General features: G+C 62.6%; 14 protein-coding genes. 7 read left to right on the top strand and 7 right to left on the bottom strand.

Features of this window, described 5'->3' with window-relative positions; translation table 11 throughout:
- A complete protein-coding gene (locus tag AUC43_RS13630; RefSeq protein WP_068194603.1) occupies positions 1-1,497 on the top strand; it encodes an APC family permease in 1,497 nt (498 codons plus the stop codon).
- 81 nt (positions 1,498-1,578) lie between these two features.
- Here the strand turns inward: AUC43_RS13630 and AUC43_RS13625 are convergent, their stop codons facing one another.
- From AUC43_RS13625 to AUC43_RS13615, 3 genes are all read right to left on the bottom strand, one after another.
- Entirely contained in the window at positions 1,579-2,307 is a 729-nt protein-coding gene (locus AUC43_RS13625) for a carboxypeptidase-like regulatory domain-containing protein (protein ID WP_068194600.1), read from the bottom strand.
- Between the two features lie 341 nt (positions 2,308-2,648).
- Positions 2,649-3,080 (bottom strand): hypothetical protein, encoded by a 432-nt coding sequence (locus AUC43_RS13620; RefSeq protein WP_068194598.1) that lies wholly within the window; start codon positions 3,078-3,080, stop codon positions 2,649-2,651.
- Between the two features lie 139 nt (positions 3,081-3,219).
- Positions 3,220-3,969, bottom strand: coding sequence for a DUF547 domain-containing protein (locus AUC43_RS13615; protein WP_157781076.1), 750 nt, complete (start codon positions 3,967-3,969; stop codon positions 3,220-3,222).
- Positions 3,970-4,143: 174 nt separating this feature from the next.
- Here AUC43_RS13615 and AUC43_RS13610 point away from each other — a divergent pair, with 174 nt between their 5' ends.
- The 3 genes from AUC43_RS13610 to AUC43_RS13600 all read left to right on the top strand — a co-directional run bounded on the left by AUC43_RS13610 (position 4,144) and on the right by AUC43_RS13600 (position 7,363).
- Complete coding sequence (locus AUC43_RS13610; protein ID WP_068194594.1) at positions 4,144-5,475, top strand: NAD(P)/FAD-dependent oxidoreductase; 1,332 nt, start codon at positions 4,144-4,146, stop codon at positions 5,473-5,475.
- Positions 5,476-5,504: 29 nt separating this feature from the next.
- Positions 5,505-5,735, top strand: a complete 231-nt coding sequence (locus AUC43_RS13605; RefSeq protein WP_068194591.1) for a hypothetical protein — start codon at positions 5,505-5,507, stop codon at positions 5,733-5,735.
- Positions 5,736-6,001: 266 nt separating this feature from the next.
- The gene (locus AUC43_RS13600; RefSeq protein WP_068194587.1) at positions 6,002-7,363 is read left to right on the top strand and encodes a 4Fe-4S binding protein; all 1,362 of its coding nucleotides are present in this window, start codon (positions 6,002-6,004) and stop codon (positions 7,361-7,363) included.
- Between the two features lie 70 nt (positions 7,364-7,433).
- Here AUC43_RS13600 and AUC43_RS13595 read toward each other — a convergent pair whose 3' ends face one another.
- The 4 genes from AUC43_RS13595 to AUC43_RS13580 form a co-directional block, all read right to left on the bottom strand.
- Entirely contained in the window at positions 7,434-7,964 is a 531-nt protein-coding gene (locus AUC43_RS13595; protein ID WP_068194584.1) for a dihydrofolate reductase family protein, read from the bottom strand.
- A 98-nt stretch (positions 7,965-8,062) separates the two neighbouring features.
- Entirely contained in the window at positions 8,063-9,148 is a 1,086-nt protein-coding gene (locus AUC43_RS13590) for an NAD(P)H-dependent flavin oxidoreductase (protein WP_068194581.1), read from the bottom strand.
- 407 nt (positions 9,149-9,555) lie between these two features.
- Positions 9,556-10,548, bottom strand: a complete 993-nt coding sequence (locus AUC43_RS13585) for an alpha/beta fold hydrolase (protein WP_068194578.1) — start codon at positions 10,546-10,548, stop codon at positions 9,556-9,558.
- A 234-nt stretch (positions 10,549-10,782) separates the two neighbouring features.
- Positions 10,783-11,238: a peroxiredoxin gene (locus AUC43_RS13580; protein WP_068194575.1), complete on the bottom strand. Its 456-nt coding sequence runs from the start codon at positions 11,236-11,238 to the stop codon at positions 10,783-10,785.
- A 136-nt stretch (positions 11,239-11,374) separates the two neighbouring features.
- Here AUC43_RS13580 and AUC43_RS13575 point away from each other — a divergent pair, with 136 nt between their 5' ends.
- The 3 genes from AUC43_RS13575 (at position 11,375) to AUC43_RS13565 (ending at position 14,999) form a co-directional block, all read left to right on the top strand.
- The gene (locus AUC43_RS13575) at positions 11,375-12,073 is read left to right on the top strand and encodes a glycosyltransferase family 2 protein (protein ID WP_068198622.1); all 699 of its coding nucleotides are present in this window, start codon (positions 11,375-11,377) and stop codon (positions 12,071-12,073) included.
- Between the two features lie 75 nt (positions 12,074-12,148).
- On the top strand, positions 12,149-13,603 hold the full coding sequence (locus AUC43_RS13570; protein ID WP_068194572.1) for a cellulose synthase family protein: 1,455 nt from the start codon (positions 12,149-12,151) through the stop codon (positions 13,601-13,603).
- A 19-nt stretch (positions 13,604-13,622) separates the two neighbouring features.
- The gene (locus AUC43_RS13565) at positions 13,623-14,999 is read left to right on the top strand and encodes an MptA/MptB family glycosyltransferase (protein WP_068194569.1); all 1,377 of its coding nucleotides are present in this window, start codon (positions 13,623-13,625) and stop codon (positions 14,997-14,999) included.
- Positions 15,000-15,118 lie beyond the last annotated feature (119 nt).

The following is a 15,118-nucleotide window of genomic DNA, read 5'->3' as shown; positions in this document are numbered from 1 at the left end:
ATGACCGAACCTCAACTCGTGACCGAACCGCAAACCGCACAACCGCACTTTAAGCGGGCCATTAACCTCTTCGATGCCATCATGCTCGTCACGGGCAGCATGATAGGCTCAGGCATCTTCATCGTCTCGGCCGACATTGCCCGGCAGGTGGGCAGCGCTGGCTGGCTGCTGGTGGTGTGGCTGCTCACTGGCTTCATCACCATGGCCGGGGCCATCAGCTACGGCGAGCTGGCCAGCATGTTCCCCAAAGTAGGTGGTCAGTACGTGTACCTGCGCGAGGCCTTTGGCCGCCTCACCGCCTTCCTCTACGGCTGGACGCTTTTCCTCGTCATCCAGACCGGCGTAATTGCCGCCGTGGCCGTGGCCTTTGCCAAATTCACCGGCGTGCTGGTGCCGTATTTCAGCGTAAAAAATGTGCTGTTTCAGGCCGGCAGCTTTGAGTTCAGCAGCGTGCAGCTGCTGGCCATTATCCTTATCATCGCCATCACGGCGCTCAACGCGCAGGGTGTGCGCACCGGCAAGCTTATTCAGAACGTACTGGGCAGTACCAAGCTCATTGCGCTAGGCCTGCTTATCTTGTTCGGCGTGGCCCTGGGCATGAACCACGAAGCCATTCAGGCCAACTTTGCTGACTTCTGGTCGGCCAGCCGGTCCCCCGCCCCGGGCGTGAGCGCACTTACTGTGCCCATCAGCGGCAGTGCCTTGGTCATCGCCATCGGCATGGCCATGACGGGCTCCCTGTTCTCGTCCGACTCCTGGAACAACATCGGCTTTGCCGGCGAGGAAATCCAAAACCCCGAGCGCACCCTGGTGCGCAGCATGGCCATCGGCACGGCCATCGTCACGGCTCTCTACATTCTCATCAACGTGGTGTACCTGCTGGTGCTGCCGCTGCACGGCTCGCCCGAAGCCACCACCCTGGCCGGCCGCGGCATCCAGTACGCCGCCGACGACCGGGTAGCCACCGCCGTAGCCGAATCGGTACTCGGCAAGGCCGGCGCCTACATCATGGCCGTACTCATCATGCTCAGCACCTTCGGGGCGAACAACGGCATCATCTTGAGCGGCTCGCGAGCGTATTTTGCCATGGCGAAAGATGGCCTGTTCTTCCCCGGCCTGGCCCGCCTGAACGGCGCCGGCGTACCCGGCCGCGCCCTCTGGGCCCAGTGCCTGTGGGCCTGCCTGCTCTGCCTCAGCGGCTCTTATGGCCAGCTGCTCAACTATGTGATGTTCGCCGTGATTTTGTTTTACGTGGTCACCATCATCGGCATTTTCGTGCTGCGCCGTACCCGCCCCGACGCGCCTCGGCCCTACCGCGCCTGGGGCTACCCGGTGGTGCCGGGCCTATACATCTTGCTGGCCAGCGCCTTCTGCATCATCCTGCTCATTGCGCCCGACACCGCCGAATTCTCCCGCCGCGGCCTGGGCCTGGTAGCGCTGGGCCTGCCGGTGTACTTCCTGTTCGGCCGGGGGTTTGGCAAACGCTCGGAAGCCTAGCCCACTGGCTTTGCTGCATAAAAAAAGGCCTCCGTGCGGAGGCCTTTTTTTATGTCCTATCTGCCTTTTGAAGGCAAACGGCTAGCGGCGCTTTTTACCGGCTTTGGCGCGGGGCGTGAGGGTCACGTTCATGGACTTGGAGCCGCTGGTACGCACCACTTCGTCGTCGTAGCCGCCGTAGCCAAAAATCAGGCTGTGGTCGTCGCCGCCGGGCACTTCCATGGAGTAGTTGCCATTGGCGTCGGTGCTGGTGCCTTTGCTGCTGCCCTTCAGCAACACGGTGGCGCCAACGAGCGGCCGGCCGTTTTCGTCAACAATGCGACCCGACATCGTAACGTTGGCGGGGGCAGCGGGCTCGGGCGTAGCCACCGGAGCGGGCGCGGCCTCCGCTACTGGGGCGGGCTCCGGGGCCGCGGCTACTGCTGCCGGAGCGGCCGCGGGGGCCGTGGCCACGGCGGGCTTGGGAGCAGCCGTTTTGGCGGCGGGCTTGGCTACTTCCTCGTCGGCTTCCTCCACTTTAGCAGCCGGCGTGGCTTTGAGGCCGGCGGCAATGCTATCCGATGAGGTGCGGGCGGTGGCGGTTACGGCCGCGTCCTCGAGCATAAACGAAGGCGTGGCGGCGGCCAGGCCCGTGCCGCCGCCCTTGCCGCCCTTGGGCAACGCGATATAGCCCACCACCAGCGCTAGAATAACAGCCACCAGCACGTACATGAGGCGGTTGTTGCCGCCGGACATTACCTCCTCGTCCTGGGCGTCCAGGTTGGGGTCGTATTGCTCCTCTTCAAGCTTGGGTAGATCTTCTGGATTCATAGGGTTAAAATGAGGTTTGAGATGATGACAAAGGGATATCCGGAAATAGATAGTCATCGAAGACACTATGCCAAATATGGTCCGCAAGTTAAGCTATTGTCGGGTTTTCTGCTCTAGCGGAAAATTTATTTCGGCCGCCGCTGGCCTTGCCTCGGCCGTAGCCCCGGTACTCGCTGTTGATTAGCCCGATATACTGGCCGGAATCATCTTCGCAACTTTATTTTCTAGTTGCAGAGCACAATTCGGGACATTCCGCAACTACAGAAGCGGGGCGAAAACTCAGGCGTAGTGCTGAGTTCCCGCCCCGCTTCCGGAAGCCTGGTGACGTAGAACAACAGGCCTTAGCCGTCGCTGATGGTTTCGTTGCGGCCGGCCGGCTTGGCTTCGCCACCGGGGGCTTTTTCGCCAAACTCCTGGTCGCGGGTGCGCAGGTTGTGGTCCAGCTCAATACTGCCTTCGGATTCGAAGCCGGGGCCCTGCGCCTGCTCGTCTGCGCTGGTGTGCTGGTTGCCGCCCTGAGGGCTGGTCTCCGAGCCGCCGATATGTAGGTTCTCGAGCTGGTCCTTCTGGTTGTCGCGCTGGGTGTAGCCGTTGGCGCCCGTGTTGCGGGCCGCCGAAGGGTCGTTGCTGGATTTGTTGTTGCTCTGGTCCTGCTTGTATTCTTTCTGGCGTTCCAGCTCTTCGTTTTTCGGAAAGTTCTTGTTCTCGGTAATCTGGGCGTTTTCGCCCTCGTCGGCATCGGTTCCGTTGCCGGAAATATTGTCAGGAATCATAGAAATAGGCTAAAGTGGTGGGAGCTTGTGTTTCCAGACTTACGCAACCCCAGCCTTTCCGTTACGAAAAAGCCCGGCCGTGGTGTGGCCCCTCACTCGCCCACCTGCTCGGTGTCCCGGCTCAATTGGGCTAGCCGGCTCAGTTCTGGCTGTTCAGGGACCAGTCGTAAGGGTAATAGTCGACGGCGTAAGTGGCCGGAATCTTTTTGCCTTCCCGAAACTGGTTGATGTACGCCACCCTGGTTTTGCCGCTGGCCTTAAAGTCGGCTTCGTACCACTTAAAAATCTGGGAGAGGTGCACCTTGCGCGCCTTGTCATCGACGCGGATAAAGGCCGGATCCTGCAGCACCTGCTGGGCCTGAATGGTGAGCTGCGCATCGAGCGAGTTGCCTTCGTAGGCGGCGCGCCGCAGGCGGGGGCAGCCTTTGGCGCCGCACACCAGGGCAAAATGCACGCGCGGGTCGGCGTAGGGCTGGCGCAGCTTTTTGGTCTCCAGGTCGTTGAGGGTGAGCTGTTCGCCGGCCACACTTACCAGGTTTTTATCGAAGAAGCCCGGCACTTTTTGCACCGATTCGAGGGGGTAATTTGCCACGACCTGCCCAATCACCGACAGGTTGTAGGCGTTCAGGTAGAAGGCCTTGCGGTCGTTGAGCGGGGCCGTGGCCGCATCGAACGCCGCCACGCGCTTCAGCAAGCCCTGCAGCTCCAGCGGGTTGCGCTTGATGGCGGCGTAGTTCACGTTGCCCTCGGTATCCACAAACTTGGCGAGGAAGACCGTGGCGGCAGCTGGCAGCGTGGGCGGCGTGGCTTCGGCGGCTGCCACATGCGCAGCAAGCAGGCAAAGAGCCGTGGCAAAGCGGGCGGCGAGGCGCCGGGAGCGGTCTAGCATAATCATGAGCGTAAATCCAGGAGGTGGAGAACAAGCGTACCCTTGTAAGGTTGACCACTGCGGCCAGTCAATCATTGAGCCACAAACGTCGGAAATGGAGCCGGTGGTATTCCCCGGGCTCCGCCTACTTTTGGTATCTAACTCAATTTCCTGCCTTCACCCCCACCCACTCGTATGCACCTGGTTATCATCGGCAACGGCATTACCGGCGTCACGTGTGCGTTGGCCGTGCGCCGGCTGCGGCCCGAAGCGCAAATAACCATCATCTCGTCGGAGAGTGCGCACCACTACTCCCGCACGGCCCTGATGTACGTGTACATGGGGCATCTGCGCTCGCAGGACATCAAACCCTACGAAGACTGGTTTTGGGCTGAAAACAGCCTGACCCTGGTGCACGCCTCCGCCACAGCCCTGCACACCGCCGAAAACCAGATAACCCTCGACAATGGCAGCACCCTGCGCTACGACCAGCTGCTGCTGGCCACGGGCTCCGAAAGCAAGCTAGCCGACTGGCCCGGCCAGCACCTGGCCGGAGTGCAGGGCTTCTACAATTTGCCCGACCTCGCCGCTATGACCCGCGATACCCACGGCATCGGCCGCGGCGTGGTGGTAGGCGGCGGGCTCATTGGCGCGGAGCTGGCCGAAATGCTGCATTCCCGGGGCATTGCGGCCACGGTGCTGGTGCGCGCCCCCCACTTCTGGGGCTCGGTGCTGCCGCCCGAAGAAGCCCAACTGGTAGACCGGCAGTTTCAGGAAAACCACGTGGCGGTACAATACAGCACTGAGTTGCGCGAGATTCTGGGCGATGACCAGGGGCGAGTGCGAGCCGTAGTGACCACCGCCGGCGAAGAAATCGCCTGCCAATGGGTTGGGCTGGCCATTGGCGTGACGTCCAACCTCTCCCTGGCCAAAACCTCTACCCTGGAAACCGACCGCGGCATTCTCGTCGACGAGTACCTGCGCACCAGCGTGCCCAACGTGTACGCGGCCGGCGACTGTGCCCAATTTCGCCAACCCGGCGCGGGCGAGGTCTCCATCGAGCAGCTCTGGTACACCGGCCGCATGCAGGGCGAAACCGTGGCCCAGAACCTTTGCGGGCAGCCCACCCCCTACCGGCGCGGCGTGTGGTACAATTCGGCCAAGTTCTTCAACCTTGAATACCAGACCTATGGCCAAGCCCCGGCCGGCTCGGAGGCGGGGCTCGACAGCTTTTACTGGGAACGTCCCTCGGGCCGGGTGGCGTTACGCATCTACTTCCGGGCCGAGGCGCCGCACGCGGTGGTCGGGTTCAACGCCCTGGGCCTGCGCCTGCGCCACGACGTATGCGAGCAGTGGATTCAGCAACGGGCGCCTTTAGAAACGGTGATGGCCCACCTGGGCGCGGCTAATTTTGACCCGGAGTTTTTTCCGCAGCACCAAAAGGCCATTGTTGCGGCTTTCAACCAGCGGTTTCCGCAGCTGCCTGTCACGCTGAAGCAGAAAAAAGGCCTGTTCGCCCGCTTTTAGCTCCTTTCACTAGTCATTCCCTCCCCGCCGTGGACTTATCCAAACTTTACCGCCCTTCGGCGCTCAACAGCTTCCAGTTCATCGCCCTCACGGGCCTGCTGATGAGCGCCGGCGCCCACCTGATACTGCGCTTCTTCGTGAACCGCCCCATGCCCGCGGGCTTCGACTGGCTCTACGTATGTTGGGCTGGCTTCTACGTGGTGGGCACCCTCATCAACCTGTTTGGCAAGCCCGACGAGCCGCACGAGCATCACCACTAGCTTTTGGTGAAAAGAATTGCTTGAATAAGGGCCGTCATGCAGAGCGTAGCGAACCGAAGGTCGGCTTAGCCAAGCATCTTTATTGGATAGCAAATCTAATCGCCTGTTATCAATCACCTGTCATGCAGAGCGCAGCGAAGCACCTTATCACCGCGGAACGAATCGTGCTGACCTGATAAGATGCTTCGCTGGGCTCTGCATGACAGGCGAATAAATTATTCAGCTCAATGAAGCTGATTACTCATAGCAACAGCTAAACTCCCCCAATGACCCCAACTTTCACTACGCCACCGCTGCCCACATCCTCGCCAGCTGAAAAGCTTACCCTGGCCGTGGTAGCCGGCGGCCTGCTGGCCCTGCTCCTGGCCCTGGCCGACGCCGACCCCGGCCGGCAGCGCACCTGGCTGTACCTGGCGCTGGGCCTGGTGAGCGGCGGCACCCTGGCCTGGAGCTGGCTGAAATTCGGGCAGCACCCGGCCGGCGTGCAGCACAACAATCTGTGGCTGCGGGCGAGCACCGGGCGGGGCGGCATAGCCTGGGTAACCGGCCTCGTCCTCACGGGCTTCTACGTGGTACTGTACTGGTACAGCGGCGACAACGGCCAGGGCAACTTCGGGCCGCTCAACAACCTGGTGCACGGCCTCGACGGCTTCAGCCAGCTGCTGCGCGCCCGGCCCGCCGACCAGTGGTTTCTCTACGGCACGTTTTACACGCTGGCCATCTTAGTAATGGGCGGCCGCGCGCTCTGGAAATACCGCCACTCGCGCTACCAGCTTATCCGCACCGGCTCGGTGATGTTCTTTCAGCTGGGGTTTGCCTTCATCATCCCGGGGCTGCTGCAATTTTTCCAGCAGCCCGAGTATTACTTCAGCTACTTCTGGCCGCTGAAGTACGATTACCTGTTTCCGGGCACCGTGACCTCGCTGGCGCAAAACGGCGGCTTGGGTGTGTTCATGGTGTTTTGGGGCGCGGTGATGTCGTTTCTGGCCACGCCCGTCCTCACCTATTTCTACGGCAAGCGCTGGTACTGCTCGTGGGTGTGCGGCTGCGGCGGCCTGGCCGAAACCGCCGGCGACCCCTACCGCCAGCTCTCCGACAAAAGCCGCGCCGCCTGGCGCTGGGAAGTGCGCCTCATCTACCCCATTCTGGCCATCATCACCGCCATCACGGTGCTGCTGTGGGTGAATTTTGCGATGAACAGCTCCTTGCTCGGCGAGGTAGGAAACGTGGCCGCCAAGTGGTACGGCTTTGCCATCGGCGCCGTGTTTTCGGGGGTGATTGGCGTGGGCTTCTATCCCATTCTGGGCTCGCGGGTGTGGTGTCGGTTTGGCTGCCCAATGGCTGCCTACCTGGGCCTGCTGCAAAAGCACTTTTCCCGCTTCCGCATCAGCACCAACGGCGGCCAGTGCATTTCGTGCGGCAACTGCTCCAACGTGTGCGAAATGGGCATCGACGTGAAGCAATACGCCCAGCGCGGCGAGCCCATCATCCGGGCCTCCTGCGTGGGCTGCGGCATGTGCAGCACCGCCTGCCCCCGCGGCGTGCTCAACCTGGAAAATGGGCCGCGCGATGGCCGCTACCAGGGCTCGCCGCTGATTCACGCCGATAGCCTGCGGATATTGAGCTAAGCATTGACATCGCTTCAGCAGTACCTGGAATTAACGGACTTGTCGCCCACAGGAAAGCGGGGCGCGTTGTTTAGCTTGGCAGGGCATAGGCCAACGACACCAAGCCGGAGGAATACGTCTGGGCGTCCAGCAGGGTGAGCGTGCGCCGGGTGGCGAGGGGCGGAAACAGCGGTTTGCCGCCCCCAAGCAGCAGCGGATGGACGGCCAGGCGGAGTTCGTCCACCAGGCCCAGGGCCAATAGCGACGCCGTCAGGCTCGCGCCTCCCCAGAGCCAGATGTCCTTGCCTGGCTCCTGTTTGATGCGCCGCACGGCCGCGCCGATGTCCCCGCTAATCAAGGTCGCGCCGGGCGGAACGTGCTGGAGGCTGTTCGAGAACACGTATTCGCGCAGGTGGGACCACCCCGCTCCTGCCCCGACCCCGGCGGCGCCCGTGGCGACAGCCAGCTCGTAGGATTTGCGGCCGTAGAAGACGCTGTCGACGCGCTGCAAAAAGGCCGTCATGCCGTAGTCCTGGTCGGTAAAACACCAGTCGTACTCCCCGCCGGGCCCTTCGATGTAGCCGTCCAGGCTCACGGCCAGTTGCAGAATCACTTGTCGCATCGCCAAGACAAGCAGGGGCGGCTCACAGCACTTGCTTGCCCAAGGGTAAAGATAAAAAAGAAGGCCTGTTCCTCGCTCAAACGATTCCAACCGTTTTGCTAACCTACATGAGCGGAGCCAGGGTCGGCGAGGGCTCGTTCTACCTCCAGCATCAGCGCCTGCACCAGGTCGGCCGCGGGGAGCGTCCGGCTCCGACCCACGCCCGTGCCCGCCCATTGCACGGCGAAACCGGCTTCACCCGCTTGCTGGGCGGCGGCGACCAAGGCTTTGCCGGCCACGTACGCCCGCGAAAAGGGCGCGACCGGCGGGCGGTCCGGCCGGTCGACCTCCTGCACGAAGCGCGTGACCAGGCCCCGGGCGGGCCGTCCCGAAATCACGGGCGTGAGGGCCGTGGGCAAAGGCGGCTGCCGCAACAGGGCTTCGCGGTAAGGCGCCGCTGCGGCCGACTCCGGGCAGGTAACGAAGGCCGTGCCCAACTGCACCGCCGACGCGCCCGCCCTCAGGGCCGCCGCAATGTCGGCCCCGTCCATCAGCCCCCCGGCCGCCACCACGGGCAAGCGGCTCTGCCGGGCGAGTTGCCGCGTCAGTTCCAACGTCCCGATGCCCGGCTCCACGGCCGGGTCGAAGGTGCCCCGGTGCCCGCCGGCCTCCACGCCCTGGGCCACCAGCGCATCCACGCCGGCGGCTTCGGCCCGCCGGGCTTCGGCGGGCGTGGTGACGCAGGCAAGCAGCACCGCCCCGGTCCCGCGCAGGGTGGCGAGTTGGGCGGGGGTGGGCAAGCCAAAATGAAAGCTAATCACGCGGGGCCGGGCGGCCACCAGCACGGCCAGCAGGGCGTCATTGGTTACAAAACTGGGGTAGAGCTCATCCAAGTGGCTGGGGGGCGTGCTCCCCAGGGCCGTGAAAAAGGGCCGCAGGTACGCCAGCCACTGCGCATCCCGGGCGTCGTCGGCGGGGGCGGGTTGGTGGCAAAAGAGGTTGACGTTAAACGGCCGGTCCGTGGCGGCCTGCAGCGTGGCCACTTGTTCGGCGACGGCCTGCGGCGACGCTGCAGCGCCGGTGGCAAGGGAGCCCAAGGCCCCGGCCCGGGAGACGGCCAGGGCCAAGGCCGGGGTGGAAACGCCCGCCATGGGGGCTTGGATGATGGGGTAGGCAATCCCTAACCGTGCACAGAAAGCATTCATGAGAAAAGGAGGCATTTCGTGGTTGATACCGTGTCGGCAAGCGAAAGGTCGGGCCGGAAACGTGCCTTCACCGGCGCCGCTTGCCTCAGGGCTTGTGTCGAGCAGATAGCAGCCCGCTTGCCGAACAACCGTGCAGCAAGCAGCATGCAGGCGGACTAACATTTTCACCCTCGTAGCGGGTGCAAAACTCACCACGTCCACACAACGCCGAGCAACAGCAAGGGCGCACGGCACACAACCGGGCTCGGAGGCTTCCTCCAACCAGCTAATGCCGCCTTATGTAGATGGTGAAGGCCCGTTTAGGAAGTTCTGCAACAGCAACAGTAGTTTAAATAAGGCAACAAGCTATTTATCATTCCAGGAATTACCGTTCATAATACGCGATAAACGGCTCAACGCGCTGAGCACTACCGCAGAAACGCCAGCAGCGCCTGGTGGAATTGGGCCGGCGTTTCCAGGTGCGGAATGTGGCCCACCTTGTTTAGCTCAACCAGCTGGGCACCCTTTATCTCGGCGGCGGTGCGGCGGCCCAGCGCCGGGTATTGGCCCATTTGGGCCAGCACTTTGGGGTCTTTTATCAATCCTTTGCCCACCACGGTGCGGTCCTGCTGGCCGATGACAAGCAGCGTGGGCACAGCAATGCGGCCGAATTCGTAGCTCACCGGCTGCTGGTAAATCATGTCGAAGGTGAGGGCATTGGCCCGGGCTACCTTGGGGAAGTCGGGGCTTTTGGTTTGGGCGGCCAGGGGCAGCAGCCATTGGTCGTGGGCGGCCGGGTAGCCGTTGGGGTAGTACGTCGCGTGGTACTTGCGGATGCTGGCTTCGGTGCTTTTCAGCTCAGATGCCTCGGCCTGGTCTACGCTTTGAAAAGGCACTCCCGCGCGGTAATCTTCCAGCCCAATCGGGTTTTCGAGCACCAGCTTTTCGGTGGTCTCCGGGTACATCAGGGCAAAGCGGGTGGCCAGCATGCCGCCCATGCTATGCCCCACGATGACGGCTTTTTTCACGCCCAGCGTATCTAGCAGGTGCCGGGTGTTGCGGGCCAGCTGGTGGAACGAGTAGTGGATATCAGCCTTGTCGGACTTGCCAAAACCAATCTGGTCGGGCACCACCACCCGGAACCCAGCCGCTGCCAGCACTTTGATGGTTTCGCGCCAGTAGGCTCCGAAGAAATTCTTGCCGTGCAGCAGCACCACGGTGCGGCCGTTGGGCTTGGCATTGGCCGGCACGTCCATATAAGCCATGCGCAGGGCTTGCCCTTCCAGCTTCAGCGGCAGTGTTTTTACGGGGTACGGGTAGTTGTAGCCGTCGAGGGTGGCGTTGAGGACAGTAGGTTGGGCTGAAGCAGAAGTGGCTGCGAGCAACAAAGGAAACAGCAGCAACAAAAAGTAACGGGGCATTGCGAAGGAGAAGGTGAAATTCTCATTACGCGAAAGCCAGGGCTCGCGCTTGCGCCGATGTATGAAAACGGCGCTAGCAGCTTCTGTTATCCTAACTATTGTCATGCAGAGCGCAGCGAAGCATCTTATCACTGTTGCACGATTCGTTCCGCGGTGATAACATGCTTCGCTGCGCTCTGCATGACAGACGATTAATTGCCCAGGCAACTAAGGGTGTAAAGGCGTTGGGCAAAGCTAAGCCGGCAGCCCGGCCAACACTTTCTTCGCGTTGCTCACGTGGTCAGTAGCGCCGCTCAACGAGTTGAAGATGTACTGGATGACACCTTTCTTATCAATCACAAACGTGACGCGGCCCGGCAGCAGCCCCAGCAGCGCGCGGGGCACTTCGTAGAGCTTGCGCACTTCGCCTTTTTCATCGGCCAGCAGTTGGAAAGGCAGATTATGCTTGGCCGTGAATTTCTGATGCGACTTTTCGCTGTCGGAGCTGATGCCCACTACTTCGGCGCCAAGGTCTTGAAAGTCCTCGTACTGGTCGCGGAATGAGCAAGCTTCGGCGGTGCAGCCGGGGGTGTCGTCTTTGGGGTAGAAGTACAGTACCACGTGGCGGCCGCGCAGCTCGGAGAGGCGAAAGGTTTCGCCGGTGGTGGTCTTGAGGGTAAAATCGGGGGCGGGTTGGCCTACCTGGAGCATATCTAGAGTAAATGATTGACAGCCGCAAAGTAGCGGCAGCGCGCTGCTTTACGGCGGAGGCGGCATCTTTGTGGCGCGGCTGGCCGGTGCGGTCGCCTTTATTGCTTTGCGGGGCCTGGCTCCGCTCCTGTCTTTCATGCCCCAGCCCCGCATCAGCGTCATTATTCCTGCTCACAACGAAGCCAAAGCCATTGGGCTGGTGCTGGGCGAAATTCCGGCCGGCCTGGTGCAGGAAGTGGTGGTGGTGGATAATAACTCGAGCGACGACACCAGCGCCGCCGCCCAAGCTGCGGGCGCCACCGTGCTTCGCGAGCCCCGCCCCGGCTACGGCTACGCGTGCCTGGCCGGCATGGCCTACGTTTTTGGCAAGGCCCAATCCGAACAGCCCGAAATCGTCGTATTCCTCGACGGCGACCATTCGGATTTTCCGGAACAGATGCCAGAGCTGCTCGCGCCCCTGTTCCGGGGCGATGCCGACATGGTCATCGGCTCGCGGGCGCTGGGCGTGCGGGAGCGCGGTGCGCTGCTGCCCCAGCAACGCTTCGGCAACTGGCTGGCTTCGCGGCTGCTGCGCCTGCGCTACGGCGGCACCTTCACTGATTTAGGGCCTTTCCGGGCCATCCTCGCCCCTGCCTTGCTCGGCCTCCACATGGAAGACAAAACCTACGGCTGGACGGTGGAAATGCAGGTAAAAGCCGCCCGCCAGGGCCTGCGCACCGTGGAAGTGCCCGTGCGCTACCGCAAGCGCATTGGCACCAGCAAGGTATCGGGCACGGTGCGCGGCACCATTGGGGCCGGCTACAAGATTCTGTGGACCATTTTTCGGTATTGGTAAGCCCGCTTGCTGCTACTCTCCTGCTACCTTCTGGCGATACTTTTCCGTGTTTTTGGTCTTCTGCTTCTTTTTGTAATGCCGGTGCTGCCTCTGTTGCTTGTGGTGCTCTATGGCCTATGCCTGCTGTTTATTGTGTGCTTCAGCCTGGGCCAGTGGCAGCTTACGCGGCTGGCGCGGCGGGCCTATGCCCGGCCCAATGCCGCGCTGCCCCCCGCCCCGGCCGTGTGGCCCCGCGTGACGGTGCAGCTGCCGCTCTACAACGAGCAGAACGTGGTGGAGCGGGTCATTGACGCCACGGCCGCCCTCGACTACCCGCCCGAGCTGCTCCACATTCAGGTGCTCGACGACTCTACCGATGCCACCGTGGCGCTGGCCGCCGCCCGCGTATCCCACCACACCGGCCAGGGCCTGCGCATCAGCCACGTGCGGCGCCCCTCCCGCGAGGGCTACAAGGCCGGCGCCCTGCGCCACGGCATGGACGAAACCGACGGCGAGTTCATCGCCATTTTCGACGCCGACTTTGTGCCCACGCCGGATTTTCTGCGCCGGACGGTGCCGTATTTTTTGCAGGATGAAACCGTGGGCGTGGTCCAGACCCGCTGGGGCCACCTCAACCAGGACGAGTCGCTGCTCACGCGCCTGCAGGCGTTTGGGCTGGATGCGCACTTCCTCATTGAGCAGGTGGGCCGTACGTTCGCCGGGTTTTTCATCAACTTCAACGGCACCGGCGGGGTGTGGCGCCGCACGTGCATCACCGATGCCGGCGGCTGGCACATCGACACCCTCACCGAAGACCTGGACCTGAGCTACCGCGCCCAGCTGCGCGGCTGGCGCTTTGTGTACCGCCCCGAAATAGTGGCCCCCGCCGAGCTGCCCGCCGTGATGGACGCCCTCAAGTCGCAGCAGTTCCGCTGGACCAAAGGCGCCGCCGAAACTGCCCGCAAGCACCTGGGCGCTATGTGGCGCTCGTCGCAGCCACTGGCCACCAAGCTGCAGGCCACCTTTCACCTGCTCAACAGCAGCGTGTACGTCGTGATTCTGCTCATGGCCCTGCTGAGCGTGCCGCTGGTATTCGTGCGCGCCAATTACGCGAGCTACAAGCTGGTATTTCAGCTATCGTCGGTGTTTTTGCTCGGGTTCGCCCCGCTCATATACTATTACTATACCGCCTGGCGGCTGGCCCGGCCCACTGGCAAGGCGCAGCTGTACCCGGGTTTCTTTCTGCTGTTTTTGTCGGTTTCCATGGGCCTGGCGCTGCACAATTCGCGGGCGGTAATCTTAGGCTGGCTGGGGCAAAGCACGCCGTTTGTGCGCACTCCTAAGGCTGGCACCAAGGCACTGGGCCAGCGCCGGTACCGCACCGGCGGCCTCGGCCCCTTAGTGCTCCTGGAAGGTTTATTAGCCGCGTATTTCGCCTTTGGGCTCGGGGCCGGCATCTACTTCGGCGATGCGGGGCTGGTGCCGTTTCACACGCTGCTCACCTTTGGCTTTGCCGCGGTGTGCTATTATTCGGTGCGGCACGCCCGCTAAGCTTTCCATTCCAAACCCATTGGCCACCAAGCTTCCTTCGGTTTCGCAAGTTGCGGCGCTCCTGCTTTCGGGCGCGGCGTATGGTGGACTGGCCTATGCCACGCCACGGGCGCACTTTGGGCAGCTGGTGGGCCTGTTTGCCGTGGCATTGCTGGCCTATGTGTGGCTGCTGCGCAGCAAAATACCGCTGCGGTGGGGCCTGGCAGGCGCCTTGCTGTTCCGGCTGCTGTGGCTGCCGGCCACGCCCGCCCTGTCCGACGACGTGCACCGCTTTCGCTGGGATGGACTGCTGGTGGCCAATGGCGCCAATCCCTTCCAGTTTCGCCCCGACGAAATCATTGCCGAGGGCGCCCGCACGGCCATTCCTAACAAGCAACGCCGCGACGAGGCCCTGCCGCAGCTGCAGCAGCTCTACCGCCAGATAAACTCGCCCCACTACTACTCGGTGTACCCGCCCGTTTGCCAGCTTGTCTTTGGCGCAGCAGCCCGGCTGTTTCCGGTTTCCGAGGCGGGTTTTGCCGCCTGCCTGCGCGCCGTGGTCCAGGCAGCCGAGGTAGGCACGGCCTGGCTTCTGCTGGCCCTGCTGCCCGCCTTGGGAATGCGCCCGGACCGGGCACTCCGCTACCTGCTGCACCCCCTGGTGATTGTGGAAATCACGGGCAACCTGCACTTTGAGGGGCTGGTGTTCTTTTTCCTGCTCTTGGCACTGTGGCTGCTCAGCCGCAACCGTTGGGCTGTTTCGGCGGTGGCGCTGGGGCTGGGCATAGCTACCAAGCTCCTGCCCTTGCTGGCGTTGCCCCTGCTGGTTCGGCGGTTGGGCTGGCGGCGTTTTCTGGCGTATTCGGCGGCCGTGGCGGGCACGCTCCTGCTGCTTTTCAGCCCCTTTATTTCGGTTGAGCTGTTCGTCAACATCAGCCGGAGCCTCAACCTTTACTTCCGCAGTTTTGAGTTCAACGCGAGTATCTATTACCTGCTGCGCGCCTTGGGATTCTGGCTCACTACCTACAATGAAATTGCGATAATCGGGCCGTTGCTGGCGCTTACCAGCGGCGGCGTTGGGCTGGTGCTGGCGTGGCGCGAGCGGCACCTCAGCCTGGCCGCATTGCCCCAAACGCTGCTGCTCATGCTAACGGCCTACTACGCCCTGGCCACCACCGTGCACCCCTGGTACCTCACGCTGCCGATTGGGCTGGCGGCCTTGTCGCCGTTTCGCTTTCCGCTGGTGTGGGGCGGCATGGCCGTGCTCTCCTACGCCGCCTACCGCAGCAGCGCGTATGCCGAAAACCTCTGGCTCGTTGGGCTGGAATATGCCGTTACGTATGCCGTGTTGGCCTGGGAGCTTTACCAGCCCGCCGCTGAAAAGCAACCCGAAATCCCAGCTTCTAAAGCTGCTTAAGGCTGTCAGTGGGCGTTGCCGGGGACAGCATACAGCCATAGCCTGGCTTGTTAAAATTGTCGGTAAAATCAGCAAAGAATAACGCAGCAACATGTCGCGTCTTTAATCCGTGCTTATTT

Origin of the sequence: Hymenobacter sedentarius (assembly GCF_001507645.1) — a bacterium.
Classification (GTDB): domain Bacteria; phylum Bacteroidota; class Bacteroidia; order Cytophagales; family Hymenobacteraceae; genus Hymenobacter; species Hymenobacter sedentarius.
The sequence above is the reverse complement of the archived record's forward strand: the minus strand, read 5'-3'. Positions and strand labels throughout refer to the sequence as shown.

Excerpts from the sequence above, each read along its gene's own strand:
- AUC43_RS13615 (WP_157781076.1), bottom strand. The coding sequence starts at position 3,969 with ATGCTAGACCGCTCCCGGCGCCTCGCCGCCCGCTTTGCCACGGCTCTT.
- AUC43_RS13580 (WP_068194575.1), bottom strand. The coding sequence starts at position 11,238 with ATGCTCCAGGTAGGCCAACCCGCCCCCGATTTTACCCTCAAGACCACC.
- AUC43_RS13590 (WP_068194581.1), bottom strand. The coding sequence starts at position 9,148 with ATGAATGCTTTCTGTGCACGGTTAGGGATTGCCTACCCCATCATCCAA.
- AUC43_RS13585 (WP_068194578.1), bottom strand. The coding sequence starts at position 10,548 with ATGCCCCGTTACTTTTTGTTGCTGCTGTTTCCTTTGTTGCTCGCAGCC.
- AUC43_RS13630 (WP_068194603.1), top strand. The coding sequence starts at position 1 with ATGACCGAACCTCAACTCGTGACCGAACCGCAAACCGCACAACCGCAC.
- AUC43_RS13620 (WP_068194598.1), bottom strand. The coding sequence starts at position 3,080 with ATGATTCCTGACAATATTTCCGGCAACGGAACCGATGCCGACGAGGGC.
- AUC43_RS13625 (WP_068194600.1), bottom strand. The coding sequence starts at position 2,307 with ATGAATCCAGAAGATCTACCCAAGCTTGAAGAGGAGCAATACGACCCC.
- AUC43_RS13610 (WP_068194594.1), top strand. The coding sequence starts at position 4,144 with ATGCACCTGGTTATCATCGGCAACGGCATTACCGGCGTCACGTGTGCG.
- AUC43_RS13570 (WP_068194572.1), top strand. The coding sequence starts at position 12,149 with ATGCCGGTGCTGCCTCTGTTGCTTGTGGTGCTCTATGGCCTATGCCTG.
- AUC43_RS13595 (WP_068194584.1), bottom strand. The coding sequence starts at position 7,964 with ATGCGACAAGTGATTCTGCAACTGGCCGTGAGCCTGGACGGCTACATC.
- AUC43_RS13600 (WP_068194587.1), top strand. The coding sequence starts at position 6,002 with ATGACCCCAACTTTCACTACGCCACCGCTGCCCACATCCTCGCCAGCT.
- AUC43_RS13575 (WP_068198622.1), top strand. The coding sequence starts at position 11,375 with ATGCCCCAGCCCCGCATCAGCGTCATTATTCCTGCTCACAACGAAGCC.